This is a genomic window from Collimonas fungivorans (assembly GCF_001584145.1).
Classification (GTDB): domain Bacteria; phylum Pseudomonadota; class Gammaproteobacteria; order Burkholderiales; family Burkholderiaceae_D; genus Collimonas; species Collimonas fungivorans.
Genome location: NZ_CP013232.1, coordinates 2,712,885 through 2,736,306, shown reverse-complemented (window position 1 = coordinate 2,736,306; position 23,422 = coordinate 2,712,885). Strand labels below are relative to the sequence as shown.

Annotated in this window: 25 protein-coding genes; 14 read left to right on the top strand and 11 right to left on the bottom strand. The window is 61.9% G+C overall.

What is annotated here, in order from left to right:
• Window positions 1-5 precede the first annotated feature (5 nt).
• From CFter6_RS11850 to CFter6_RS11830, 5 genes are all read right to left on the bottom strand, one after another.
• On the bottom strand, window positions 6-1,370 hold the full coding sequence (locus tag CFter6_RS11850) for an MFS transporter (RefSeq protein ID WP_082814719.1): 1,365 nt from the start codon (window positions 1,368-1,370) through the stop codon (window positions 6-8).
• Between the two features lie 80 nt (window positions 1,371-1,450).
• Entirely contained in the window at window positions 1,451-2,572 is a 1,122-nt protein-coding gene (locus CFter6_RS11845) for a porin (RefSeq protein WP_061540088.1), read from the bottom strand.
• Window positions 2,573-2,822: 250 nt separating this feature from the next.
• Entirely contained in the window at window positions 2,823-3,710 is an 888-nt protein-coding gene (locus CFter6_RS11840; protein WP_061540087.1) for a sugar phosphate isomerase/epimerase family protein, read from the bottom strand.
• A complete protein-coding gene (locus CFter6_RS11835) occupies window positions 3,707-4,552 on the bottom strand; it encodes a shikimate dehydrogenase family protein (RefSeq protein ID WP_061542334.1) in 846 nt (281 codons plus the stop codon). The genes CFter6_RS11840 and CFter6_RS11835 overlap by 4 nt, the downstream gene beginning before the upstream one ends.
• A complete protein-coding gene (locus tag CFter6_RS11830; RefSeq protein WP_061540086.1) occupies window positions 4,545-5,444 on the bottom strand; it encodes a 4-hydroxyphenylpyruvate dioxygenase in 900 nt (299 codons plus the stop codon). Before CFter6_RS11830 ends, CFter6_RS11835 begins: the two co-directional genes overlap by 8 nt.
• 131 nt (window positions 5,445-5,575) lie before the next feature.
• Here CFter6_RS11830 and CFter6_RS11825 point away from each other — a divergent pair, with 131 nt between their 5' ends.
• Complete coding sequence (locus tag CFter6_RS11825; protein ID WP_061540085.1) at window positions 5,576-6,358, top strand: IclR family transcriptional regulator domain-containing protein; 783 nt, start codon at window positions 5,576-5,578, stop codon at window positions 6,356-6,358.
• Between the two features lie 6 nt (window positions 6,359-6,364).
• Here the strand turns inward: CFter6_RS11825 and CFter6_RS11820 are convergent, their stop codons facing one another.
• Window positions 6,365-7,180 carry an IclR family transcriptional regulator domain-containing protein gene (locus CFter6_RS11820; RefSeq protein ID WP_417924798.1) on the bottom strand — a complete coding sequence of 272 codons (816 nt, stop codon included), beginning with the start codon at window positions 7,178-7,180 and terminating at the stop codon, window positions 6,365-6,367.
• 218 nt (window positions 7,181-7,398) lie between these two features.
• Here CFter6_RS11820 and pcaH point away from each other — a divergent pair, with 218 nt between their 5' ends.
• From pcaH to CFter6_RS11795, 6 genes are all read left to right on the top strand, one after another.
• Window positions 7,399-8,091: a protocatechuate 3,4-dioxygenase subunit beta gene (gene pcaH, locus CFter6_RS11815; protein ID WP_061542332.1), complete on the top strand. Its 693-nt coding sequence runs from the start codon at window positions 7,399-7,401 to the stop codon at window positions 8,089-8,091.
• Between the two features lie 12 nt (window positions 8,092-8,103).
• Window positions 8,104-8,622 carry a peptidase associated/transthyretin-like domain-containing protein gene (locus CFter6_RS11810; protein ID WP_061540084.1) on the top strand — a complete coding sequence of 173 codons (519 nt, stop codon included), beginning with the start codon at window positions 8,104-8,106 and terminating at the stop codon, window positions 8,620-8,622.
• Between the two features lie 18 nt (window positions 8,623-8,640).
• Complete coding sequence (gene pcaB / locus CFter6_RS11805; RefSeq protein ID WP_061540083.1) at window positions 8,641-10,032, top strand: 3-carboxy-cis,cis-muconate cycloisomerase; 1,392 nt, start codon at window positions 8,641-8,643, stop codon at window positions 10,030-10,032.
• A gap of 42 nt (window positions 10,033-10,074) precedes the next feature.
• Complete coding sequence (gene pcaCD, locus CFter6_RS11800) at window positions 10,075-11,151, top strand: bifunctional 4-carboxymuconolactone decarboxylase/3-oxoadipate enol-lactonase PcaCD (protein WP_417924797.1); 1,077 nt, start codon at window positions 10,075-10,077, stop codon at window positions 11,149-11,151.
• Window positions 11,046-11,336 (top strand): alpha/beta fold hydrolase, encoded by a 291-nt coding sequence (locus tag CFter6_RS26640; protein WP_417924796.1) that lies wholly within the window; start codon window positions 11,046-11,048, stop codon window positions 11,334-11,336. The genes pcaCD and CFter6_RS26640 overlap by 106 nt, the downstream gene beginning before the upstream one ends.
• A 163-nt stretch (window positions 11,337-11,499) precedes the next feature.
• A complete protein-coding gene (locus tag CFter6_RS11795) occupies window positions 11,500-12,258 on the top strand; it encodes a COG4705 family protein (RefSeq protein WP_061540082.1) in 759 nt (252 codons plus the stop codon).
• Between the two features lie 53 nt (window positions 12,259-12,311).
• Here the strand turns inward: CFter6_RS11795 and CFter6_RS11790 are convergent, their stop codons facing one another.
• Window positions 12,312-13,409 carry a chitosanase gene (locus CFter6_RS11790; RefSeq protein ID WP_236904652.1) on the bottom strand — a complete coding sequence of 366 codons (1,098 nt, stop codon included), beginning with the start codon at window positions 13,407-13,409 and terminating at the stop codon, window positions 12,312-12,314.
• Between the two features lie 260 nt (window positions 13,410-13,669).
• Here CFter6_RS11790 and CFter6_RS11785 point away from each other — a divergent pair, with 260 nt between their 5' ends.
• Entirely contained in the window at window positions 13,670-14,080 is a 411-nt protein-coding gene (locus tag CFter6_RS11785; protein ID WP_061540080.1) for a YXWGXW repeat-containing protein, read from the top strand.
• Between the two features lie 30 nt (window positions 14,081-14,110).
• On the opposite strand, the gene CFter6_RS11780 is transcribed toward CFter6_RS11785, so the two are convergent.
• Window positions 14,111-14,620 (bottom strand): Lrp/AsnC family transcriptional regulator, encoded by a 510-nt coding sequence (locus CFter6_RS11780; protein ID WP_061542331.1) that lies wholly within the window; start codon window positions 14,618-14,620, stop codon window positions 14,111-14,113.
• Window positions 14,621-14,789: 169 nt separating this feature from the next.
• On the opposite strand from CFter6_RS11780, the gene CFter6_RS11775 reads away from it, so the two are divergent.
• The 3 genes from CFter6_RS11775 (at window position 14,790) to CFter6_RS11765 (ending at window position 18,113) form a co-directional block, all read left to right on the top strand.
• Window positions 14,790-15,806 (top strand): 1-aminocyclopropane-1-carboxylate deaminase, encoded by a 1,017-nt coding sequence (locus CFter6_RS11775; RefSeq protein ID WP_061540079.1) that lies wholly within the window; start codon window positions 14,790-14,792, stop codon window positions 15,804-15,806.
• 85 nt (window positions 15,807-15,891) lie between these two features.
• A complete protein-coding gene (locus CFter6_RS11770) occupies window positions 15,892-16,500 on the top strand; it encodes a cysteine dioxygenase family protein (RefSeq protein ID WP_061542330.1) in 609 nt (202 codons plus the stop codon).
• Entirely contained in the window at window positions 16,497-18,113 is a 1,617-nt protein-coding gene (locus tag CFter6_RS11765) for a rhodanese-related sulfurtransferase (protein WP_061540078.1), read from the top strand. The genes CFter6_RS11770 and CFter6_RS11765 overlap by 4 nt, the downstream gene beginning before the upstream one ends.
• A 15-nt stretch (window positions 18,114-18,128) precedes the next feature.
• Here CFter6_RS11765 and CFter6_RS11760 read toward each other — a convergent pair whose 3' ends face one another.
• The gene (locus tag CFter6_RS11760) at window positions 18,129-19,088 is read right to left on the bottom strand and encodes a GlxA family transcriptional regulator (protein ID WP_061540077.1); all 960 of its coding nucleotides are present in this window, start codon (window positions 19,086-19,088) and stop codon (window positions 18,129-18,131) included.
• 166 nt (window positions 19,089-19,254) lie between these two features.
• Here CFter6_RS11760 and CFter6_RS11750 point away from each other — a divergent pair, with 166 nt between their 5' ends.
• Entirely contained in the window at window positions 19,255-19,944 is a 690-nt protein-coding gene (locus CFter6_RS11750; protein WP_061540075.1) for an HD domain-containing protein, read from the top strand.
• Window positions 19,945-19,951: 7 nt separating this feature from the next.
• Here CFter6_RS11750 and CFter6_RS11745 read toward each other — a convergent pair whose 3' ends face one another.
• On the bottom strand, window positions 19,952-20,377 hold the full coding sequence (locus tag CFter6_RS11745) for a GNAT family N-acetyltransferase (RefSeq protein WP_082814718.1): 426 nt from the start codon (window positions 20,375-20,377) through the stop codon (window positions 19,952-19,954).
• Window positions 20,378-20,578: 201 nt separating this feature from the next.
• Here CFter6_RS11745 and CFter6_RS11740 point away from each other — a divergent pair, with 201 nt between their 5' ends.
• Window positions 20,579-20,875 (top strand): DUF4148 domain-containing protein, encoded by a 297-nt coding sequence (locus CFter6_RS11740; protein WP_061540073.1) that lies wholly within the window; start codon window positions 20,579-20,581, stop codon window positions 20,873-20,875.
• A gap of 140 nt (window positions 20,876-21,015) precedes the next feature.
• A complete protein-coding gene (locus CFter6_RS11735; RefSeq protein WP_061540072.1) occupies window positions 21,016-21,624 on the top strand; it encodes a TetR/AcrR family transcriptional regulator in 609 nt (202 codons plus the stop codon).
• Between the two features lie 336 nt (window positions 21,625-21,960).
• Here the strand turns inward: CFter6_RS11735 and CFter6_RS11730 are convergent, their stop codons facing one another.
• Entirely contained in the window at window positions 21,961-23,421 is a 1,461-nt protein-coding gene (locus tag CFter6_RS11730) for an efflux transporter outer membrane subunit (protein WP_061542329.1), read from the bottom strand.
• Window position 23,422: the final 1 nt, after the last annotated feature.

The window sequence follows — 23,422 nt, the reverse complement described above, 5'->3', positions numbered from 1 at the left end:
GCTGCTTACGCTTTGCCCAGCTCTTGCATGGGCGTGCGATAAGTCTCGCGCGCGGTAGCCGCCGAGATGGCGGCGATCACCGCGGTAGCGCTGACGAATACCGCCACCGGCATCCAGCCGTCAGCGCCCGGCTTCAGGATCGCCGCGCTGATGGTCGGAGCAAAACCGCCCAGGGCAAAGCCGATCTGGGTGCCGATCGCCATGCCGGACAGGCGCACCCGGGTATCGAACATTTCGCCGTACAGGGATGGCCAGACGCCGTTCGCCGCACTATACACAACACCGGACAACAACAGGCCGAACACAAAAATCAACGGGATATTGGCCTGGCTGATGCACCACAAGTAGGGCCAGATCAGGCAGGCGGAACCCAGTGCACCGAAGATGAACACCGGTTTGCGGCCGATGCGGTCCGACAAGGCAGCGAACGCCGGGATCGCGGCCAATGCGACGACGTTCGCCAGGATCAGCACAGTCAGCATGGTAGCGCGGGCGATGTGCATGGTGTTGACCGCATATGACAGCGTGAACACGCTGAAGATGGTGCTCACCACCGAGATCTGGGCCGCAAAGATGACGCGCGCCAGGCTTTTCTTGTGTTCGCGCAGCAGCACCGCCAGCGGCAGCCTGGTTTGCTTGTGCGATTTCTCTTGTTCGAAGGCCGGCGTCTCGGGCAAGGTGCGGCGTACCCAGATACCCACCAGTACGACGATCGCACTCAGGAAAAACGGGATGCGCCAGCCCCAGGACAACAGCTGTTCTTCCGGCAGCGCCGAGATCGGCAGGAACACCAGGGTCGCCAGGATCAGGCCGGCCTGGGTTCCGCTCAGGGTAAAGCTGGTGAAAAAGGCGCGCCGATGCGGCGGCGCATGCTCCAGCGTCATCGAATTGGCGCCGGCTTGCTCGCCTGCCGCCGACACGCCTTGCAGCATGCGCAACACCACCAGCATGACCGGCGCGCTGATGCCGACTTGTCCATAGGTCGGCAGCAAGCCGACCATGAAGGTAGAGATGCCCATCAGCAGCAAGGTGAACGTGAGTACTTTCTTGCGCCCGTGCCGGTCGCCGATATGGCCCAGCAGCACCGCCCCTATCGGCCGTGTCACGTAGCCGACGCCGAAGGTGGCGAACGCCGCCACGGTGCCGGCTATCGGGTCGAACGAGGGAAAAAATATCTTGCCGAACACCAGCGCCGCGGCGGTGCCGTAGATGAAAAAATCGTAGTATTCGACGGCGCTGCCGATCCAGCTGGCGAGCGCGGCCTTGCGCGGCGAACGGGTGGCTGCCGCCATTGCCGTTTGCTGTGCTGTTTGCTGTTCTGCGGCGGCGGCCGGCGCCGTGATTTGTTGCGTTGCTGTAGATGTAGACATGACGTCCTCGGTGATCTATAGGTGTATTTTTTTTGCACGAAGAGAACGATTCCCTCCATGATAATGTGGAAACGATGCGTTTAAAACCGGTGCAAGATGCCGGCCTGCAAACCGGCCAGGCTCTTGCCGTTGATGTCGGCTCCGGCCAGGTTGGCGGTGGGGCCGGCTGAACCGCTGAAACGGAAGCCGGCGTTGGCATCGTTCTTCATGTAGCTGGCGAAACCGTACAGCGTGGTCCGTTTCGATAAATCGTAGTAAGTGCCAAAGTTGCCGCCTTGCGCCCCCGAATCCCGGTGCGAGGTATCCTGCATCACGCCATACAAGGCGCCGATCCGCCATTGCGGGCTGAGGCGATAATCGGCCGAAACCTGGTAGATGTTGTACATGCGTTGCACGTCCGCATTGGCGCCGGTAAAGGCGTTGCCGGGAATGCTGACGTTATTCAGGATGGCGGCGGCGGTGTTGCCGCTGGCATTGCTTGTGACGTTGTTGCTGCGTACATAGGCGAAATACAGCTTGCCCTTGCCATAGTCGTAATTGGCGTACAGGTTGTGATAAACCACTTTCTTCGAAAACTGTGCGTTCGCCGCCGGCTTGGCCCACAGTCCGGCGTAGCCTGCGCGGTATGGCCCCTGGCTATAGTCCAGCCCGAACTGGTATACGCCGCGCGCGCCTATGCTTTCGCCCGCGCTTTCGGTCAGCGCGTAATGGGCATCGAACTGAAAACCGGCCACGCGCGGCGATTTGTACGAGATATCGTTGTCGTAGCGTGACGGCACGCCGAAGGTATTGATGACCGAACCGTAGGTAGTGCGTTCGGTGTAGTCGATGGCGCCGCCGATGAAGAACACGATAGTGTTCTGGCGGCCGATGCGGAACTCCCCCGCCGGCGTAGTCATTCCGACCCATGCCTGGCGGTCGAACAGGCGGCTAGAGTCGGCCGCGCCGCCGGTGTTGGCGTTCAGGCCTTGTTCCAGCGTGAACCGGGTCTGGTAGCCGCCGCCCAGCTCTTCCACGCCGCGCAAGCCGAGCCGGCTGCGCAGGATCGCGCCGTCGTTCAGGCCGGTGACGCTTTTGCCGCTGCTGCTATGGATGTAGCCGAGGTACTGGTCGAGGTCGCCGTACAGGGTGACGTTTGGTTCAGCGTGCGCCAGCGCCGAACAGCCGGCGAGGCTGCAGGCCGCGACGAATTTCTTCTTCATGACATCTCCGTTTGGTTTTTTTTATGATGAATTGCATGGCTCTGAGAGCCCGGTGGACAACTGTTTCCTATGGCATGGCGATGGACGCCAGCGCATGGATTTTCGAGATATGCAGAAAGTACGGGTTCGCGCGGTTCGGCGCCAGGACGGATTTCGGGTGATGGGTCATGCTGTCTCCTTGGTGACGCTGCGTTGTTTTTTTTGTTCGCAGCGAATGTTGTCGCGGTTAATTTTGTATATGTGGCGGCGGTTAAGCCATGGTCGGGTGTCCCGCTGTCGGCTGGCGCACCTGAAGGCTGCGCCGCAGGACCTGGTCGGTTACCCACTTGGCGGCGCGGTGGGCGCGGCGGGCTACGATATCCGGCGACAGCTGCAGGTAATCGTCGTTGAACACTTCGAAACTGTAGTCGCCCCGATAACCGCCCCGGTCCAGCCGTCGCAGCAGTTCGGACAATTCCTTCGAATGCGCGCCCTCGCCTGGAAACACGCGCAAGTGGCGTGCCGTATCCAGCCGTTCTTCCGCGCTGCGGATGTCGCGCCACATGAAATCGGACAACTGCACCAGTGCGATCTTTTCGCTGGGGATGTCTTGCAAGCCGTCGAGGTCGGCCTGGTTGGCGAGCATGTGGAAAGAATCGAGCACCACGCCCAGGTTGGCGTGATCGGCCAGTTCCACCGCTTCCCACGACTGCGCATACTGATTGACGTGGCGGCCCCAGGACAACGCTTCATAGCCGACACGCACGCCGAGCGGCACCGCCAGCGTCGCCAGCTTGGCCAGGTGGCGCGCGATCAGCGGCAGTTCGCCGCTGGCATGGCTGGAAGTGCTGGAGCACACCATCAGCAGCGGCGCGCCGACTGCCTGGCACACCTGCAGCATGTTCTTGGCGATATCCAGCTTGTATTCATGCAAGGGGCCGGACAAACCTTCGAAATCGCGCATGACCTGGATCCCGGTGACGCGGATTCCGCTGGCCTTGACCAGCCGCACCGCCTGTTCCAGACCGCCGGGATGGCCGGCCAGGTCCTTGGCCCACAACATGATCTGTGAAAATCCGGCAGCCTTGGAAGCGCTCAGTTTCGATTCCAGCGGGCCGGCCAGGGTGATGCTGTCCATGCCGAAATTGCTCAGGTTCATATCGCCTCCAGAACCCGGAACGCATCCGACGACACGCCCGGCCAGCCGAACAGTTCCAGGTACAGCGGCGCCTGCTCGATCATCATCTCGCGCCCCTTCTGGATGCGGCAGCCATGGCGCTGCGCCTCCAGCAGCAGCCGGGTCATTTCTATCTTCATGCCGCAGTCGGCGACGATGCTGGACGGCGCGATGCCGTCCAGGTCGAGCGGCAACGCATCGTCCAGGCTCATGCCAAGCGGCGTCGAATTGACTACCAGGTCATATCCCGCGGCAGACGGCGCGCCGATCACCACTTCGGTTTCCGGAAACATGTTCTGCAGACGCAGCCGCAGCGCTTCAGCCTGCTCGCGCCGCGTATCGTAAATCGCGATATAGCCGACGCCGCGCGCCGCCAGCGCTGCCGCCACCGCACAGCCGACGCCGCCGCTGCCGACCACCAGCGCCTTGGCCCGCGGCCAGTCGAAGCGCGTGTCGCCGCAGGTGCGGTCGAAGGCGCGGATGAAACCTTCTCCGTCGATCAGGTCGCCGACCAGTTGTCCATCCGCGCTTTTATAGATGGCGTTGCAGGCGCCGGCCAGCAGCGCACGCGGCGTCGGCTGGTCTACCGCATCGACGCTCATCGGCTTGTGCGGGATCGACACCAGGATGCCGCCGACGTTCTCTGCCGCCATCAGCATGCGTACCGCCGAGATGTAGCCGGACGGCGCGATCTTGAGCGGGATGACGCGGGCATCGATGCCGTGGCGCTTGAAGTAGGCGTTAAACAGGGCCGGCGCCTTGACTTGCTCGACCGGCCAGCCGATCACCGGGAAAATGCGGGTGCTGCCGGAAATCTCAAGCATGTTGCGGCTCCCGGCGGCTGGCATCCCGGTGGCTGACCACCAGCTCGAAGCTGATCCCGCTTTTATAGAGTTGCGTCAATGCGCCCTTTTCACTTGCCTGCGCCGGTTCGCGGTCGATGAACACGATGCCTCTCTGCTTGAGCTGCCGCACCGCCTCCAGCACGTCCGGCGCACCGAGGCCGACCCGCACCAGCTGCTCATCCCATTGCAGGCCGGCGGCGCCCTCGGGCGGCTCCACCAACTGCAGGTAAAAGCTGTGGCAAGGGCTTTCCAGCAAGACGCCTTTCGGCAAGACGCCAAAATAACGGCCTTGCGGCAGCGGCCGGAAATCCATCAGCTGCTGGTAAAAATCAATCCATTCCGGCGAGCGGTCGCGGCCTATGGTCTGCACCACGCCAAAGAAATGCATGCCCGCCAGCGCCGGCGGATTGGCAGGCGCATTGAGGATCGGCTTGAAGTCGACGTCGTAGATCGAAAAATCGCGGAAACGGTCGACGAAATACAGGATCGAATCGCCGACGCCATGCACGCCTGGAATATTCAACTCCATCACGCCGGCCCGGGTCTGGATCGCCCAGGCGCCCATTTCGATGGCGTGGCGGTAGGCGGCGTCGGCATCGCGCACGCGCAATGCCATCGCGCTGATGACTGTCGCTTGCGGTTCACCGTCGGCCTGCGGCAGCGAGGATGGATCGGCATTGACGATTACGTTCATCGTGCCCTGGCGGTACAGGGTCACTTCACGCGAGCGATGGCGGGCGGTCGGCACGAATCCCATCTGCTCCAGCAAGGCGCCCAGCGCCAGTGGCTGGGCGCTGGCATATTCGATGAATTCGATGCCGTCTATGCCGAGCGGATTATTCGGTTCCGGATTGTGTTCTTGCGCAGTCATGCTGATCCTTGGCTGAAGTAGTCAGGCCAAGTATAGGAAAAGCATTTCGAGAAAAACAGCCTCAAAAACGTGCAATACTGCGCTAATCGCCCAGATGGAGCGATTAGCGCGCATTTTTGGAGTTATTTGGGATGAAGAAACCGGAACTGATGGAAATGGAAATCGCCAAGCGCGACCTGATCGACAGCCTGATCAAGGGTATCGACGTGATTACCGCCTTCAACGACGATACTGTGCGCCTGACCGCAAGCGAGCTGGCAGAAAAAGTCGCGCTGAGCCGCAGCGCGGCGCGCCGTTACCTGCTGACGCTGGTGCATATCGGCCTGGCGGCAACCGACGGCCGCAGCTTCTGGCTCACGCCCAAGGTGCTCAACCTGGGGCGCTCCTATCTCGATTCGGCGCGGCTGCCGCGCGCTATCGTGCCTTTCCTGCAGCGGCTGACTTTGCAGCTGCAGGAGTCGACCAATTATTCGGTGCTGGAAGGCGACGACGTGGTCTACGTCAGCCGCGTCAATGCGCCACGGCTGCTGACCACCGGTTTCGAACCCGGTACGCGGCTGCCGGCCTACACCTCCACCGCCGGCCGGGTCCTGCTGTCGGCCATGCCGGATGCCGACTTGCGCGCCTACCTGGAGCGGATCGAACTGATCGCCTACACCCACCTGACCGTAGTCGACAAGGAACAGCTGTTCCAGGAACTGATCGCGATCCGCGAAGACGGTTTCGGCGTCACCGAAAACCAGTATGAAATCGGACTGCGCGGCATCTCGGTGCCGATCAAGAGCCGCCGCGGCGCCCTGATCGGCGCCCTGAGCGTGTCGATGATGATCTCAAGTTCTTCCAAGGCCGAAGCCACGGCGCGCTGCCTGCCGGCATTGCAGGCTACGGCGAATACCTTGATGATGTGGGTCTGACCGCGGTTACAGCAATGCCGTCAACTCCACCTGCGCTTTCAGCAGCGCCGGCAAGCAGCGCTCGACAATATCCTCCACCGCCATGCGCGCCGCATGCACGCTGACATTCACCGCCGCAACCGTCTCCCCCCGGAAATTCTTGAGCGGAACCGCGATGGTGCGCAAGCCCAGTTCCAGCTCCTGGTCGACCACCGCGTAACCCTGCGCCCGGGTGCGGGTAATTTCCAGCAGCAGCCTTTCCTTGTTGATGATGGTGTGGGCGGTGATCGGCTCAAGCTGCAGCCGTTCCAGGAACGATTCGATCTGCGCTTGCGGCAGGCTGGCCAGCAGGACGCGGCCGTTGGCGGTGCAAAACGCCGGCACCCGCGTGCCCGGCTGCAGCGTCGCCGATACCAGCCGGCCGGCGCTGACGGCGGCCACGCACACCAGCTCGTCGTGGTCCAGCACCCCGGCTGAAGCTGCCTCCTCCAGCGAATAAGCCAGGCGATACAGCAAGGGCTGGACGATGCGCGGCAGGCGCGCCGAATGCAGGTAGGACTGTCCCAACCGCAGCACCTTGGGCGTCAGCGAAAACACCTTCTGTTCATGCCGTACATAACCCAGGTGCGTCAAGGTAATCAGGTAGCGCCTGGCTGCGGCCCGCGTCAGGCCGGCGCGCTGCGCCACCTCGCTGATCGTCAGGCGCGAGCGCTCCTGGTCAAAAGCCTCAATCACCAGCAAGCCTTTTTCCAGCCCGGCGATCAAGTCGCGCTTGAGCGGTTCTTCCGAAGAAGGAATTGGCGCTGTATCCGAACGCGCATCAGGCAAGGATTTGATAGTCATGAAATCTCCATTTGGGCGCATATCGCACAATGTGGGCGTTATGCGGTTACGACAGCATCGTATCACCTTGATGCCAACTTGCCGATCCCCTATGATTTAAATTACTTAGACAGAAAATCATGTTTTTGCGCGATATACGCACAATCATGCGGAGAACCGATTTTCTGGCTGCCCAAGACGATGGCCGCAGCGCTCCCTCCAAACAAAAGGAAAACTACGTGAGATTCGAGTCCGCAGAACCCGGGGTCTACCCCAGCCTGATTTATCCGCCCTATATCTCTACCGTGAAACGCGGCCCGACCCGGGAGCCGCTGCGCATCCGCGCCGCCGAACCGGTCCAGGCCAACATCAGCGCTTCGCCCAGCCTGATCCTGCCGCACGATACCGACCTGACCAGGCATGGGCAAGGCGAGCCGCTCGGCGAAAAAATCGTGGTCACCGGCCGCGTACTGGATGAAGACGGCAAGCCGGTGCGCAATTCGCTGCTGGAAGTCTGGCAGTGCAATTCCGCCGGCCGCTACTGGCACAAACGCGACCAGCACGATGCGCCGCTCGATCCGAATTTTTTCGGCTTCGGCAAGATGCTGACCGACGACGACGGCCGCTACCGCTTTGTCACCATCAAGCCCGGCCCTTATCCCTGGGGCAACCACCACAAGGCCTGGCGCCCGGCGCATATCCATTTCTCCCTGTTCGGCAGCGTCTATGCGCAGCGGCTGGTGACGCAGATGTATTTCCCCAGCGATCCCCTGTTCGATTACGACCCGATATTCCAAAGCATCCCCGACCTGGCCGCACGCCAGCGGCTGATTGCGCGCTTCAGCCTGGAGCAGACCGTCGACGACCAGATGCTGGGCTATGAATTCGACATCGTCCTGCGTGGCCGCGACGCCACCCCCATGGGTCTCTGAAAGCAAATACAAATGGCTTCCAATATCACCACCTCACAAACCGTAGGCCCTTTCCCGCACGAAGCATGGGCCTGGGCGGTAAGCGCCAGCGCCACACTGCACAGCAGTGCGCCAACCATCACCATCAGCGGCATCCTGCGCGATGGCGACGGCGTGCCAATCAGCGACGGCTGGATCGAAGCCTGGATGCCCGACGCGGCAGCCGCCGAAACGGCACAGCAGATACCGGGTTTCCGCCGCGTCGCCACCAACGACAACGGCGCTTTCCGCATCGAGGTATCGCTGCCCAGCCCTGCCTGTTCCGGAAAACCCGTGCTGTTCGCCACCGTCTTTGCACGCGGCCTGGTGAAGCACCAGTTCAGCGCGGTTTTCCTGGAAGACGACAGCGGCCTGGCGCAATCCGAGATACTCAGCCAGGTTCCCGCGGACAGGCGCCCCACCTTGATTGCGCGCAAACAAGGAGATGCCCGATATCATTGGGATATCTGGATGCAGGGCGAGCAGGAAACCGTGTTCTTCGACTATGTTTGAGCATCAGACGGAGTCGCCATGAGCGTTTCAATCTTTGACAGTTTCCTGACCACTCCGGAAATGATCGCCATATTCGACGATACCGCCGTGGTGCAGGCCATGTTTCGTTTTGAAGAAGCCCTGGCGCGCGCGCAGGCGGCCGAGGGCGTGATCCCGGAAAGCGCGGCACGCGCCATCGCCGGCGTCTGCAATGCGCAGCTGTACGACATCCCGGCGCTGGTGCACGCCAGCCGCCGCGCCGGCAGCCTGGCGATTCCGCTGGTCAAGGAGCTGACCAAGACGGTCGCCTTGTTCAACCAGGAATCCGCAAGCCACGTGCACTGGGGCAGCACCAGCCAGGACGTGATCGATACCGCCATGGCGCTGGTCACCCGCGAAGCGCTGAGCCTGCTCGACCAGGGCCTGCAAACGCTGGTCGACAACTTGCTGCGCCTGGCCGGCCAGCATCTGGCGACGCCGATACTGGCGCGCACTCTGATGCAGCCGGCCCAGGTCACCAGCTTCGGTTTCAAGCTGGCTGGCTGGGCCGCGCCTTTGCTGCGCGCGCGCCTGCAGCTGCGCCAGGCTGCGCAGCGCGCGCTGCAGCTGCAATTGGGCGGTGCGGTCGGCACGCTGGCGGTGATGGGCGCAAAAGGCCCGCTGGTAGCGCAGCGCATGGCAGACGACCTGGGGCTGTCGGTGGCCGACGCCGCCTGGCATACCCAGCGCGACGAATGGGTACGGCTGGGACTGGAAGTCGCGGTGCTGGCCGGCAGCCTGGGCAAGATCGGCACCGACCTCAGCCTGCTGGCGCAAGGTGAAATCGCCGAGCTGGCGGAACCGTCCGGCAATGGCCGCGGCGGTTCGTCGGCCATGCCGCACAAGCGCAATCCGGTATCGGCCATGATCGCCCTGGCGGCGGCCACCCGTACTCCGCAAAGCGCGGCCGCGCTGCTGGCGAGCATGGGCCAGCAGCATGAGCGCGGCCTCGGCAACTGGCAGGCCGAACTGGCGGAGTGGCCCGGCTTGTTCCTCAGCGCCCACGGCGCACTCAGCGCATTGAACGAAGCCATCGCCGGGTTGCAGGTCGATGCCAAACGCATGCTGCGCAATATCGATGCGCTGCAAGGACTGGTGTTCGCAGAAGCCGCATCGATTTACCTGGCCGGCGCCATCGGCCGGCCACAGGCGCATGGCCTGATGGAACAGTTGACGCAGCGCGCGCTCGCCGATGGCAGGCAACTGTCCGAAGTGTTGCTGGATGCCGTCAAGGCAGATCAGCGCTTGCACGACAAGCTTGACCTCGAAGCCCTAACCGCATTGTTCGATCCGGCCGCTGCAACGGCGCCGGCAGAAGCATTGGCGCGCCGGCAATTGCAGGTATTGCAAGCTACGATGGACACATTGCAGGCACAGGCCGTTTTCGTTTGAATTCGCCTGAAACCCAACCGTGAATAAACAGGTAAACCAACCATGAGCTACGATCCCATCGATCATGACTTCGAACGCGGCATGCAGAACCGCCGCCAGATACTCGGCGACGACTGGGTCGACCGCTCGCTGGCCAACGCCACCGGTTTCAACGCCGAATTCCAGAACCTGATCACGCGCTTTGCCTGGAATGAAATCTGGGGCCGTCCCGGACTGGAACAGAAAACCCGGCGCGTGATCGTGCTGGCCATCACCATGGCGCTGGGCCGCTGGGAAGAATTCGAGCTGCATGCGCGGGCCGCGCTGCTGGGCGATGCCGAGACGCGCCTGACGCCGGATGAAATGAAGGAAGTGCTGATGCAGGGCGCCATCTATGCCGGCGTACCCGCCGCCAATACCGCCTTCACACATGCGCAAAAGATCCTGCGCGAAATCGGCGCGCAAATCGGCTACACGCCGGCGCCGTCAGCACCGGCGGCAGCGATCCATCCCGGCATCGGCCGCGAAGCCGCTACCGAGAGCAAACCGGCCTTGCATTACAGCGTACGCGCGCCGCGCAGCGGCAAGGCGCCGCGCCACACCGTGGTGCTCAGCCATGCCCTCGGCTGCGACCTCACCATGTGGGACAGCCTGGCCAATCTGCTGGCCGCCGATTGCCGCGTCATTGCTTATGACCATCGCGGCCATGGCAGCTCCGATGCCCCCGACGGACTGTATGCCATCGCCGATCTGGCCGATGATGCGGCGCGCCTGCTGCGTGAGCTCGATTCCGGCCCGGTGGTATGGATCGGCCTGTCGATGGGCGGCATGACCGGCCAGGAACTGGCGCTGCGCCATCCGTCGCTGGTGGCCGCGCTGGTCATCGCCAACTGCACCTCGCACTACCCGCCGCCGGCGCGCGAAGTGTGGCAGCAGCGGATCGACACCGTACGCGCCCAAGGCATCGAGGTGATTGCCGACGCCGTCATGGGCGCTATTTCCATGACCGTTTCCGCGCCGAGCACAACGCCACCGTGGCGCGTTTCCGCCAGCGCCTGGTCAATACCGGGCCAGCCGGCTATATCGGCTGCTGCCATGCGGTCGGCACCGTGGACACCACCGCGCGCCTGCCGCAGATAACCGTGCCGACGCTGGTGATTGCCGGCGAACTGGACCAGGGCACGCCGCTGGCCATGGCGCAGACACTGGCCGAGAAAATCCCGCAAGCCAGCCTGGTCGTATTGAAGGACGCTTCGCACCTGAGCGCAACGGAACAGCCGCAGGCGTTTGCCCAGGCCGTTGCGCAATTCATGCAGGAGTTGTGACGGCGGCAGATCCGTGGCGGATGGCACTCACTATGGCTGAGCTAAGTCTGGATCTCCAGACTGTCTGCAACGGTCACTACGGAGGCTGTCATAGACACAGCCTCTCTCAGTTGTCCCGAAACGCCAGAACCCGCAACAGACCTGATATCGAAAGGAAATCCGCATGAACCAGTCCGTCGAACGCGGCTTGAGCAAAGTCCCTGAGGTCACCCTGCTGTTCTGGATCATCAAGATAGCCGCCACTACGTTAGGTGAAACCGGTGGCGATGCCGTCTCCATGTCGATGAACCTTGGCTACCTGGTGGCCACCGCGATTTTTGCTGCGACCTTCCTGGTTGCCGTGTTTGCCCAGATCAAGGCCAAGGGTTTTCATCCGTTGCTCTACTGGGCCACCATCATCGCCACCACCACCGTGGGAACCACGCTGGCGGATTTTGCCGACCGTTCGCTCGGCATCGGCTATGCGGGCGGCAGCTCCTTGCTGTTTATCCTGCTGATGGCATCGCTGGCAGTCTGGCACCGCGCGCTTGGCTCGATATCGGTGGATACCGTCAACACGCCCAAGGCCGAGATGTTTTACTGGCTGACAATCATGTTTTCCCAGACCCTGGGTACGGCGCTGGGCGACTGGACCGCGGATAGCGCCGGCCTCGGTTATACCGGGGCCGCGCTGGTGTTCGGCGCGCTGCTGGCGCTGCTGGTGCTGGCCTACTATCGGACGCGCATATCGCGCACCCTGCTGTTCTGGGCCGCATTCATCCTGACCCGGCCGCTGGGCGCCGTGGTCGGCGATTTCCTCGACAAGCCGTTGAATGCCGGCGGCCTGGCGCTGAGCCGTTATTCCGCCTCGCTGGCGCTGTTTGCCTTCATCCTCGGCTGCATCCTGTTCTTCCGGCAAAGACCTGCAAGCAAAGCCCACTGATCTCCACCAGGGACCGCGGCGGCCGGCAAGCATCTTCCGGCCGCTGCCTGCGTTTACTTCAGGGTCCAGTTAGTCACTTTGGCCACTGCCGCATCGGCATCCTTGAGATCCGTTTCACCCATGCCCAGCAGCGAACTCCACTGCTTCACGCGATTCTTGCCGTTCGGCGGCTGGTTGTATTCGTTGGTGTCGACCACCTTGGTGCGCTGCGCGTAGAAACTGGTCATGAAGGTTTTTTCATTGGTGCTGCTGCCGGATTTGGCCAGCACGCCCTCCAGCGAACCGGAATCGCCGTCGGCGCCCTGGTTCAACGCGGTATCGACGAATGAACCGATGGTCAGCGCCGAACTGAAGCCGCGCTGGCGCGCCTGCTGCAGGCTGTATTTGATGTAGACGTTATAGAAGGTATGCCACATCGCCTCGCGCCATGCCGCATTGTTCTGCAGTCCGCCGATCTTGCCGCAAAAGACTGTCTTGCTGTCGGTGATGTTCAGGATCGAACCCTGCATGCTGCCATGCACGCCGGCGCGCGTCAGGCCGCCTGCGATCGAGGGGCTGGAGGCGCCGCTGGCCGCATCGTATTCCTTGAACAGCGCCGGGCCGTCGGGGCCGGTGTCGTTCGGGCCGCCTGTGGTGGCGCCGAAGATGCCGATAGTGTAGCCGCGCCTGTCGCCCAGCGGCTCGCAATAACCGTAGAACTTGGTCCAGTCGAGCGAATCCTGCTCCGGCTTGTTAACCAGTTTCATGATGTTGTCCCACTGCTCGCCGTCGAGACCGGTATTGGTCTTCAGGAACTGCAGCGTGGCCGGAGAAAAATTCGCATCGTGGTCGCTGGCGGCCGCCGCCACCTTGGCAACGCGGCAAGCCGGTCCGGCTACCCATGGCTGAGCGCTGTCGGCGCTACCGCTGCTGCTTGCCGGATAGTTGCCCTGGGTCCAATACGCCGCCGTGTAGTTGATGCCGCGATAACTGACCTTATTACCGCTAACATAGGGAGTTGCCCCATTCCAGGCGCTATCGCAGGGCGCGATCCTGACCGCCAGCCGGGCCTGGCTGCCGGCAGCTGAGCCAGACGCCGCTGCACTGGTGGAAAACGCCAGCATTCCGCAACAAATCGGCAGTACTCCCAATAATTTTCTTACATTTCTCAAAATATTCTCCAGAATGAGTGGTGAGAAGTACTCGGATATATTTCCATATTGCAATATTATAATAATCTAAATATTGCATGATGGAATTTTATTAATGAAGAAATACCAGAGACCATCTGGGTGGCACCACCGCTAATCGTCTTGCTCGACAATATGTAACGGATGTAATGCGATGCGTTGAAGTGTAATTTTATGCATCATTGTTTGGCCTGGAAAAAATAAGAGATATAGTTTCTCAACCAATAACTGTGGGAGAAGACATGAAACGCATCCTCTGCGCGGCAGCGCTGGCAGCACTCAGCGTTACCGCCTTTATGCCAAGCCAGGCAATGGCGCAAATCGGCGTCAACATCACCATCGGCACTCCTCCTCCGGCGCCGCGCTATGAGCGCGTGCCGCCGCCGCAGGTCGGCTATGTCTGGGCGCCTGGCTACTGGAACTGGAACGGCAACCGCCATGTATGGGCCGGCGGCCATTGGGAACGAGCCCGCAGCGGCTATCAGTACAGCCGTCCGGAATGGCGCCAAGGGAACAATGGCTGGGAACTGAACCGCGGCGGCTGGCGCCGTGGCGACGATCGCCATGACGACCGCCGCGGCGACGACCGGCGTGACGATGGCAACGGCCGTTACCATTGCCCTCCGGGACAGGCAAAAAAAGGCAATTGCTAAGCAGCCTTGAACCCGCTGCCGCCTGTCTTCCTAAAGCGGCAGCTGGGTAGTTGAAAGTACCTGCTTGAGCACCATGAATGTGCGGATTTGCCTCACTCCCGGCAGGTACAGCAGCTGTTCCGCATGGAGCCGGTTGTAACTGTCGTTGTCCTTGGTCCGCAGCAGCATGAAGTAGTCGAATTCTCCCGTGACTACATGGCATTCAAGGCAACCCGAAACTTTCTGCGCCGCCCGCTCGAAATCGGCAAACGATTCCGGCGTCGAGCGATCCAGCACAACACCGATCATCACCATGGTTCCGGCATCCAGCGCACGCGGATTGAGCAAGGCGACGATGCCCTTGATCAGTCCCGACTCCTTGAGCCTCTCGACGCGCCGCAGGCAAGCCGGCGCGCTCAGGTTAACCTTGGCCGCCAGCGCCACGTTAGAGATGGAAGCATCGCGCTGCAAGGCCCTGAGAATGGCGCGGTCGGTACGATCCATAACCGCGCCGGGGGCCTCCATGGGAGACGCCTTGGTGCGCAATTTTGTTGCTTTCATATTGTTTTTCTCAGAATAAAAATCATCTATTAAAGAGAATTTCATATTTTAGATCCAAATTCTCTTAAAAACTTGCAACCCTGATTCAAGTGATTGATTTTAATATGGTTTTCGTCCCGGCAGCGCCGCTGCGGCGTACGGATCCCCTTCAATCCCAGGAGCGACCTCCATGAACCTGCAGAAATTCCCCCGCTATCCACTCACCTTCGGGCCAACACCGATCCAGCCGATGCCGCGTCTCAGCGCCCACCTCGGCGGCAAGGTCGAGCTCTATGCAAAACGCGAGGACTGCAACAGCGGCCTGGCGTTCGGCGGCAACAAGACCCGCAAGCTGGAGTACCTGATCCCGGAAGCGCTGGCGGGCGGCTATGACACGCTGGTGTCGATAGGCGGCATCCAGTCGAACCAGACGCGCCAGGTCGCGGCGGTCGCCGCCCACCTCGGCCTGAAGTGCGTGCTGGTGCAGGAGAACTGGGTGAATTATTCGGATGCGGTGTACGACCGGGTCGGCAATATCGAGATGTCGCGCATCCTCGGCGCCGAGGTACGGCTCGACAGCGCCGGCTTCGACATCGGCATCCGCCAGAGCTGGGAGCAAGCCATGGAAGACGTGCGCAAGGCCGGCGGCAAGCCGTTCCCGATTCCAGCCGGCTGCTCGGAACATCCTCGCGGCGGCCTCGGCTTCGTCGGTTTTGCGGAAGAAGTGCGGCAGCAAGAAGCTGAGCTGGGCTTCAAGTTCGACTACATCGTCACCTGTTCGGTAACCGGCAGCACGCAAGCCGGCATGCTGGTCGGGTTCGCCGCGGACGGCCGCGCCGACCGGGTGATCGGCATCGACGCTTCGGCCAAACCGCAGCAAACCTTCGAGCAGATCCTGCGCATCGCAAAAAACACCGCCGCGCTGGTCGAACTGGAGCGCGACATCACGGCCCGGGATGTGGTGCTGGACACGCGCTTCGGCGGCCCCGAGTATGGCTTGCCGAACGACGGCACGCTGGAAGCGATCCGCCTTTGCGCGCGCATGGAAGGCATGCTGACCGACCCGGTCTACGAGGGCAAGTCGATGCACGGCATGATAGAAAAAACCAGGCTGGGCGAATTCCCGCCCGGCTCCAGGGTGCTGTACGCCCACCTGGGCGGCGTGCCGGCGCTGAACGCCTACAGCTTCCTGTTCCGCAACGGCTGATAGCAGCGGCACTGCTGCCTGGCAGTTGAGCGGCGTTATCCTGCATGCTTTATCCTTGTCGGTACCGAAACAGGAAAAGAAAAGCATGCTTCGCTCACACAACCCCGGCCGGCTGCGCGACTTTGTCACCGCATTCGCCGCTCTGCTCGAGAACAAGCCGCCGCAAGCGCAAGTCCTGCACGACGGCGGCGCCCTGCTGCAGCAATTGATCGCGGTCGACGACTGGCTGCCGGATGCCTATGCCCAGCCGCAGCCCGAGCGTTACCAGCAATATCTGCTGCATGCCGATTCGGCCGAGCGCTTTTCGATAGTCAGCTTCGTCTGGGGCCCTGGACAGACAACGCCGATCCACGACCATACGGTATGGGGCCTGATCGGCATGCTGCGCGGCGCCGAGTATGCGCAGTCCTACCGGCGCTGCGCCGGCGGCGGCTTGCAGGCAGAAGGCGCGGCGCTCAAGCTGACGCCGGGCACGGTGGAAACACTGTCGCCCGAGGCCGGCGATATCCACCAGGTGCGCAACGCCTTTGCCGACAGCGTCTCGATCAGCATCCATGTATACGGCGCCAACATCGGCGCAGTGCAACGCTCGGTATACGCCGAGGACGGCAGCAGCAAGGCCTTCATCTCCGGTTACTCCAACACCCATTTACCGAATATCTGGGACCGTTCCAGCGAATTGAAAAAAACATGACCACCAACCAATACACCACTTTCGCCACTCTCTCTTTCCAGCAAATCCATGCCGCACTGCTGGAGCGCAAGGAACTGGCCTTGCTCGACGTGCGCGAAGAAGCGCCGTTCGCCGAAGCGCATCCGCTGTTCGCCGCCAACCTGCCGCTGGGGCGTATCGAACTGGAAGCCTACGCTCGCATCCCGCGCCGCGACACCGTCATTGTGGTGTATGACGACGGCGAAGGACTGGCCCAGCCGGCTGCGCAACGCTTGCTGCAGCTCGGTTACAGCGCCGTACACCTGCTGGCCGGCGGCTTGCAAGGCTGGCGCGACGCCGGCGGTGAAATCTTCCGCGACGTCAATGCGCCGAGCAAGGCCTTCGGCGAGCTGGTGGAATCGCAACGCCACACGCCGTCGTTGTCGGCGCCGGAAGTCAAGGCCTTGCTGGATGCAGACGCCGATGTGGTGGTGCTTGATGCGCGCCGTTACGATGAATACAACACCATGAGCATCCCCGGCAGCGTCAGCGTGCCCGGCGCCGAACTGGTGCTGCGCGTGCGCGCGCTGGCGCCGCGCCCGGAAACCCGGGTCATCGTCAATTGCGCCGGGCGCACCCGCAGCATCATCGGCAGCCAGTCGCTGATCAATGCCGGCATTCCGAATCCGGTCAGCGCCTTGCGTAACGGCACCATAGGCTGGACCCTGGCAGGACAGCAGCTGGAACACGGCAAGACGCAACGTTTTTCCGAGCGCTCCACAGATCCCCAAGGCAGCGGCCACCACCTGCAAGCAGTCAAATCGAGCCGGCAGGTGGCAGATCAGGCCAAGGTCGGCCGTGCAGACTTGGCGGCGCTGGCGCAATGGAACAATGAAACCGGCCGCACCACCTACCGCTTCGACGTCCGCACGCCGGAAGAATATGCCGCCGGCCACCTGCCCGGCTTCAGCTCCGCTCCCGGCGGCCAGCTGGTGCAGGAAACCGACCACGTGGCGCCGGTGCGCGGCGCCCGCATCGTGCTGGCGGACGATGACGGCGTGCGCGCCAACATGACGGCTTCCTGGCTGGCGCAGATGGGCTGGGAAGTCCACGTGCTGGACGGCCTGCAGCCGCAGCATTTCGGCGAAAGCGGTCATCCCGCGCAGCTTTTGCCGCCGGCGCCACCGCATGAGCCGGTCACCCCGCAGCAGCTGTCGCAATGGCTGCAAGACGGCGCGGATACCGTGCTGCTCGATTTCACCAGCAGCGCCAACTACGTCAAACAGCACATCCCCGGTGCACGCTTCGCCTTGCGTTCGCAGCTGGCGCAAGTACTGCAGCAGGCAGCCGGCGCCGAACGTTACGTACTGACCTGCGGCAGCAGCCTGCTGGCAGGCTACGCCGCCGGCGATGTGCAACTGCTTAGCGACAAGCCGGTGTTTGTGCTCAAGGGCGGCACGGCAGCCTGGATTGCTGCGGGACTGCCGCTGGAATCGGGCGAGACTGCACTGGCCTCGCCGCGCATCGACCGCTACCGGCGGCCGTATGAAGGCACCGATAACCCGGTTGCAGCGATGCAGGCCTATCTGGACTGGGAATACGGCCTGGTGGCGCAGCTGGCGGCCGACGGCAGCCATGGTTTTTTTGTGGTCTGAGGCGCCGGTAAAACATTATATTTTCCGGAAACTGGTGCGGTATTCGCTGGGCGATACACCCAGCCGCTTGGTGAACACGATGCGCATGCGGTCGGCGCTGCCGAAACCGCAATCGTAGGCGATCGCCTTCAGCGCCGCGCCGCTGCTCTCCAGCAGATTGCGGGCCGCATCAACCCGTGCGCGCTCGACAAATTCATGCGGCGTAAGCTGCGTCACTTCGACAAACACGCGGGCAAAATTGCGGGCGCTCATGCCGGCCACTGCCGCCAGTTTTGCGACCGTGAAATTTTCTCCGAGATGTTCCATGACATAAGCCTGGACCTTGGCTACCGGCGAACTTTCATCCGCCGGCGCGCTGAGAAAAGGGCTGAACTGCGACTGGCCGCCGCGCCGCTGCGCCACCACCACCAGCCGCTTGGCGACCGCAAGCGCCAGGCGCGGCCCATGATCTTCCGCCACCAGCGCCAAGGAAACGTCGATGCCGGCAGTCACCCCTGCCGAAGTCACCAGGCTGCCATCGCGGATGTAGATGCGATCGAGTTCCACCCGGGCGCGCGGAAACCGCTGCGCCAGATGCGATGCATTCTGCCAGTGAGTGGTGACGTGGCGCTCATCCAGCAATCCCGCATGGCCCAAGGCAAAAGCGCCGGTGCATATGGCGCCGTAGCGATGGCTGCGCATGGCCGCCTTGCGCAGCCATGCAGTCATGTCTTGGTCCGGCGCGTCCTGCGGCAAGGACGGGCCGCCGGCGACCAAGGCGGTATCGTAGTCGCCGCCGGATTCCGTGAATGTGCTGTCCGGCAGCAGGCGCATGCCGTTCGAAGCGCGCACAGGCTCGGGGCTGGCGCTCACCAGGGTCAGTGCATAGGCCTCGCCGGCGGCAAGAAAACCGTTGGCTTCGGCGAAGACGTCCAGCGGCCCCGCCACGTCGAGCGCCTGCACACCCTGGAAAATCGCAATCGCAACAGTACGCATTCAAAACGCCTCTGACAAGTCGTGACGGGCACTGGCAGGAAAAACCGTACGCTTGGCCGCGTTCAGCGCATGGCTGGCATTGTAGCGGAGCCGGCCTGGATTTACAGTGGACTGCATCGTCGCTTGACAGATAACCCTCTTCCAGGAGCACATGATGAGCAACATAATGAGCAACACCATCGCCGGCATCACCATCCCCGACAGCGCCATGGCGCGCGCCGCCACCCAGCTGGTGCGCGACACCGAGTCAGACCTGCTGTTCCACCATTCCACCCGCGTGTTCCTGTTTGGCGCGCTGGCCGGCGCCCGCAAAGGGCTGCACTACAATCCCGAACTGCTGTACATCGGCGCCATGTTCCATGACATGGGACTGGTTGACGGCTACAGCAGCAAGCACGACCGTTTTGAAGTGGATGGGGCAAACGCCGCACGCGATTTCCTGCGCGGCTACGGCATCGCCGAATACGACATAGAACAGGTATGGGATGCGATCGCGCTGCACACCACGCCTGGCATTCCGCAATACAAGAAACCGGTGGTAGCGCTGGTGACTGCCGGCGTTGAAATGGATGTGCTGGGCATGGCTTACGACGAATTCAGCGAAGAGCAGCGCAGCCAGGTGGTGCGAGCCCATCCGCGCGGGGCCGGTTTCAAGCAAGGCATCATCGACGCCTTCGCCCAAGGCACAATGCACAAGCCGCAGACCACCTTCGGCAACGTCAAGGCCGATGTGCTGGCGCTGAAAGATCCCGGCTACAAGCGCATCGATTTTTGCAGCTTGATCCTGGGCTCCTCCTGGAACGACGGCAAGCAGCATGCCGCCAGCTGCCAGCATCCGGACCACCGGCACGGATAAGCGCGGCTCAAGTATCGTTGACCAGGCCGGCGGCAAGCGCTCGTTGCTGGTTCTTGAAAATCGCCATGGCCGTGCTCATGCGCTTGAATCCCAGTTTCTTGTAGAACCCTTCCTTGCCTGGCACTGCGTAGAGAATGATTTTCTTGTGGCCGGCGGACAGATCCCTCAATTTGGCGATGATGGCCTTGCCCAGGCCTTGTCCCTGGAAATCCGGATGTATCGCAACGTCGCAGATATAGGAGCAATCGATGCCGTCCGCCAGCGCCCGGCCGGCGCCGGCCAGGACGCCGCCATCAAATGCGAAGCACTTGAACATGCTGTTGGTAAACGCCGTTTTCAGGTCGTCCGGATGCTTGTCGCCCAGCGGCGCTATCTTGTAAAGATGGGAAAGCGCCGCCCAGTCGATGTTGTCCTGCTCGAAAATCCAGTCCATTGCCACTCCTCCAGATCAGCCGGTTTGACGTTCCCAGGCTGGCATGACGAAATTGTCATTCTTATGTCATGAGATCGTCTAAAGCGCAAGCCTACACTGCTTGTCAGCGATGGCGAACATCTGCTCCGCACCAGGCGCGCAGCGCCGGGTTGCGGGATCAGCCAACGTTATCGCCCCCCTTCATTCTTTAGGAAAACGAACATGCGCACCATACAAACGATAGTGGCAATCCTCGCCCTCACCGCAACGGCTTCGGTTTTTGCCGAAGCCCCCTATCCTGCCGAACAGCCCTTTGTCTCCACTCAGACCCGGGCGCAGGTCGAGCATGAAGTAACCGTCGCTGCGGCCCAGGGCATGCTGCTGGAAAGCGACAGCAGCTATCCGGCCGTCAGCGTTCCGGCCATGCCTGAACACAAGCGGGTAATGGCGCAATTGCGTGCGCAATTACGGGACAGCGCGACACACGACGCCGGCGATTCGATTTACGCAGGTGCATGATTGCTGCCAGACTGGCAACTCAGTTGGCAGCCGGAAGCACCTGACCGCCGGTTTCCACAAGATGCCGGCGGTTTGAAGAATCCTGCGCTGCCAAAGGAAATAATCTAGACATTTCGCACGATAGTGCTAAACTGCAGCGCATGGATACCCATACCGAAAAAAGCGAACTCACCCTGGCGGCCATCGTCGATACGGCACTGGATATGGTCGCCACCCAGGGCTTGGAGAGTTTGTCGCTGGGAGAAGTGGCGAAACGGCTGGGCATCAGCAAAAGCGGCGTATTCTCGCGCGTCGGTTCGCGCGAAGCCTTGCATGAAGCGGTGCTGGACGAATTCGACCGCCGCTTTTCCGCCGACGTATTCGTACCGGCGATGGCGCAGGCGCGCGGCCTGCCGCGCCTTAACGCGCTGGTGATGAACTGGATCGCGCGCACCTGCAATGTCACCGGCTGCATCTATGTCGCCGGCGCGTTCGAGTATGACGATGTCGACACGCCCATGCGCGAACGGCTGCAGCACAACGTGCTGCGCTGGCGCGGGGTCTTGCGGCGCGCCATCATCCAGGCGCTGGACGCCGGCCACCTGCGGCCCGACACCGACCCTGAGCAGCTGGCGTTCGAGATCTACAGCCTGATGGTCGGCCTGATGCACGATGCGCGTTTCCTGCGCGATCCCAAGGCGCCTGACAGGGTGCGCAGCGCTTATGAACGGCTGACCTCTACCTACCGCAGCTTCAATTACCACGCATAAACCCATGGCGGCACTAGATGCCGGTTTTTATTACGTCAATTTCGCACGAGTGTGCGATAAAAGGAAAGAACATGCTGATTATTGCCGGATTCATTCTCGCAGCTGCCCTTGCGCTATGGCGCCTGGTCTGGCTGACAGGACAGGCGCTTCCCTCCTGCAACGACGATTTCATCTTTTTTTGAGCTGCCTCAGCCGACGCACCTCAAGAAATGAAAACGAACAATAAAGTCTGCCGGGTTCGCCCCCGATTCTTCAATTTAGTCAAAACGGACAACATAGTCTGTCGAGACCCTTTGTGGGTGCGGCTGTCCTCCGTCTTCGTTGGTGTGTACTCCGCTATCTAATTGCTACAGCTTCGGATTCCTGGGGTTGCCAACCTCCGCCGAGCGCCTTGAATGCCGCGACCGCCGCGCGTGCCGATTCGGTTTGCGCTTGCGCTCGCATATCGGAGGCACGTAACAGGCTCTCATCGGCTTGCAAGACTTCGATAAGGCTGACGACCCCTTTCTGGTATGCCGCAAACGAGGCCCCCCTCGCTCGACTGAGCGAAGCCACGCCCTGGGTGAGCATGCCGGCCTGATCTTCGCGTTTCACCAAGGCCGAGAACGCGTTTTCCACGTCCTCGGTAGCGCGCAGCACCGCGAGCCGATAACCGGCTAGCGCCTCGGCTTCCTGCCCTTTGGCCAAGTCAATCTGCGCGTTGATGCGGCCGAAGTCGAACAGACGCCAGCGAAGACCCAGCACGCCGGCGGCTTGACTTGCGCCGCCGGTGAACAGGTTGCCGCTAGATAAAGATGTCGCGCTGCCAATCAGTCCGCTAAAGGAGAGCTTGGGGTAATACTCGGCGATTGCCATGCCGATGCGCGCGTTCGACGCAGCCAGACGACGTTCGGCCACGATCAGATCGGGCCGGCGCCTGAGCAAATCACGCGGTGATCCGGTTGATGCGATCTGGGGGGCAATCGGAATAACGGCTGCATTAGCCAGCTCCTCCCGGTGCGTACCGGGCGCTGTGCCCAGCATCACGTCCAGCGCATTCATGGCTGTATCCAGCCCTGTTTCGAGGACCGGTACCGATGCCCGCACCTGAGCGAGCGCACCCTCGACCTGCCGCACTTGAAGTTCGGCTGCCAATCCCTTGCCATAAAGCAGATTGATAGTTGATAGTAGTTCCTGTTGCGTCTGTACCTGCCTGCGAGCAACGTCCAGGCGAGTTTGCAGTCCGCGGATGCTGATGTAGATGTCAGCGGTCTGCGCCGCCACCGCCAATCGTGTCGCCGCCGCGCCAGCCTCCGAAGCCTGATACTCGGCCAGTGCCGCTTCCCGTCCGCGACGCACGCCGCCGAATACGTCCAGTTCCCAGCCTACGCCGAGGTTGGCTTCATAGGCGTTGCCGTAACGATCGAAATCGGGTCTTGAATTCAAGACTTGCCCTAATGGCGTTTCAACCGACTGGTAAGCTCGTGCCCCCTGGGCATTGATGTTACCTGAAGGCAGTAGCGCGGCATTCGCGGCCCCGAGTCCTGAGCGCGCCTGAGCGACGCGAGCGGATGCCTTCGCAAGATCCAAATTCTGCTCCTGCGCAAGCGTTACGAAGTGGGTCAATTGTGGATCGCCAAAGCTTCCCCACCACACAGTGAAATCGGCAGTGGCGTTGGCATGCCGTTGCTCAACCGCCGTTTGACCCAGGTAGCGATCTGGCATGGGCGTGTCGGGCCGAATATAATCTGGCCCGACAGCGCAACCCGCTGAAAGACTGGCGACGACTAATGTGAAGAGAGTTCGTTTAAGTAGCATG

Coding starts and splice junctions, on each gene's coding strand:
- CFter6_RS11765 (WP_061540078.1), top strand. CDS start 16,497: ATGACCACCAACCAATACACCACTTTCGCCACTCTCTCTTTCCAGCAA.
- CFter6_RS11830 (WP_061540086.1), bottom strand. CDS start 5,444: ATGACTGCGCAAGAACACAATCCGGAACCGAATAATCCGCTCGGCATA.
- CFter6_RS11750 (WP_061540075.1), top strand. CDS start 19,255: ATGAGCAACACCATCGCCGGCATCACCATCCCCGACAGCGCCATGGCG.
- CFter6_RS11745 (WP_082814718.1), bottom strand. CDS start 20,377: ATGGACTGGATTTTCGAGCAGGACAACATCGACTGGGCGGCGCTTTCC.
- CFter6_RS11840 (WP_061540087.1), bottom strand. CDS start 3,710: ATGAACCTGAGCAATTTCGGCATGGACAGCATCACCCTGGCCGGCCCG.
- CFter6_RS11780 (WP_061542331.1), bottom strand. CDS start 14,620: ATGAAAGCAACAAAATTGCGCACCAAGGCGTCTCCCATGGAGGCCCCC.
- CFter6_RS11775 (WP_061540079.1), top strand. CDS start 14,790: ATGAACCTGCAGAAATTCCCCCGCTATCCACTCACCTTCGGGCCAACA.
- CFter6_RS11735 (WP_061540072.1), top strand. CDS start 21,016: ATGGATACCCATACCGAAAAAAGCGAACTCACCCTGGCGGCCATCGTC.
- CFter6_RS11835 (WP_061542334.1), bottom strand. CDS start 4,552: ATGCTTGAGATTTCCGGCAGCACCCGCATTTTCCCGGTGATCGGCTGG.
- pcaB (WP_061540083.1), top strand. CDS start 8,641: ATGAGCGTTTCAATCTTTGACAGTTTCCTGACCACTCCGGAAATGATC.
- CFter6_RS11740 (WP_061540073.1), top strand. CDS start 20,579: ATGCGCACCATACAAACGATAGTGGCAATCCTCGCCCTCACCGCAACG.
- CFter6_RS11785 (WP_061540080.1), top strand. CDS start 13,670: ATGAAACGCATCCTCTGCGCGGCAGCGCTGGCAGCACTCAGCGTTACC.
- CFter6_RS11770 (WP_061542330.1), top strand. CDS start 15,892: ATGCTTCGCTCACACAACCCCGGCCGGCTGCGCGACTTTGTCACCGCA.
- pcaCD (WP_417924797.1), top strand. CDS start 10,075: ATGAGCTACGATCCCATCGATCATGACTTCGAACGCGGCATGCAGAAC.
- CFter6_RS11845 (WP_061540088.1), bottom strand. CDS start 2,572: ATGAAGAAGAAATTCGTCGCGGCCTGCAGCCTCGCCGGCTGTTCGGCG.
- CFter6_RS11850 (WP_082814719.1), bottom strand. CDS start 1,370: ATGTCTACATCTACAGCAACGCAACAAATCACGGCGCCGGCCGCCGCC.
- CFter6_RS11795 (WP_061540082.1), top strand. CDS start 11,500: ATGAACCAGTCCGTCGAACGCGGCTTGAGCAAAGTCCCTGAGGTCACC.
- CFter6_RS11730 (WP_061542329.1), bottom strand. CDS start 23,421: ATGCTACTTAAACGAACTCTCTTCACATTAGTCGTCGCCAGTCTTTCA.
- CFter6_RS11820 (WP_417924798.1), bottom strand. CDS start 7,180: ATGACTATCAAATCCTTGCCTGATGCGCGTTCGGATACAGCGCCAATT.
- CFter6_RS11825 (WP_061540085.1), top strand. CDS start 5,576: ATGAAGAAACCGGAACTGATGGAAATGGAAATCGCCAAGCGCGACCTG.
- CFter6_RS11810 (WP_061540084.1), top strand. CDS start 8,104: ATGGCTTCCAATATCACCACCTCACAAACCGTAGGCCCTTTCCCGCAC.
- CFter6_RS11760 (WP_061540077.1), bottom strand. CDS start 19,088: ATGCGTACTGTTGCGATTGCGATTTTCCAGGGTGTGCAGGCGCTCGAC.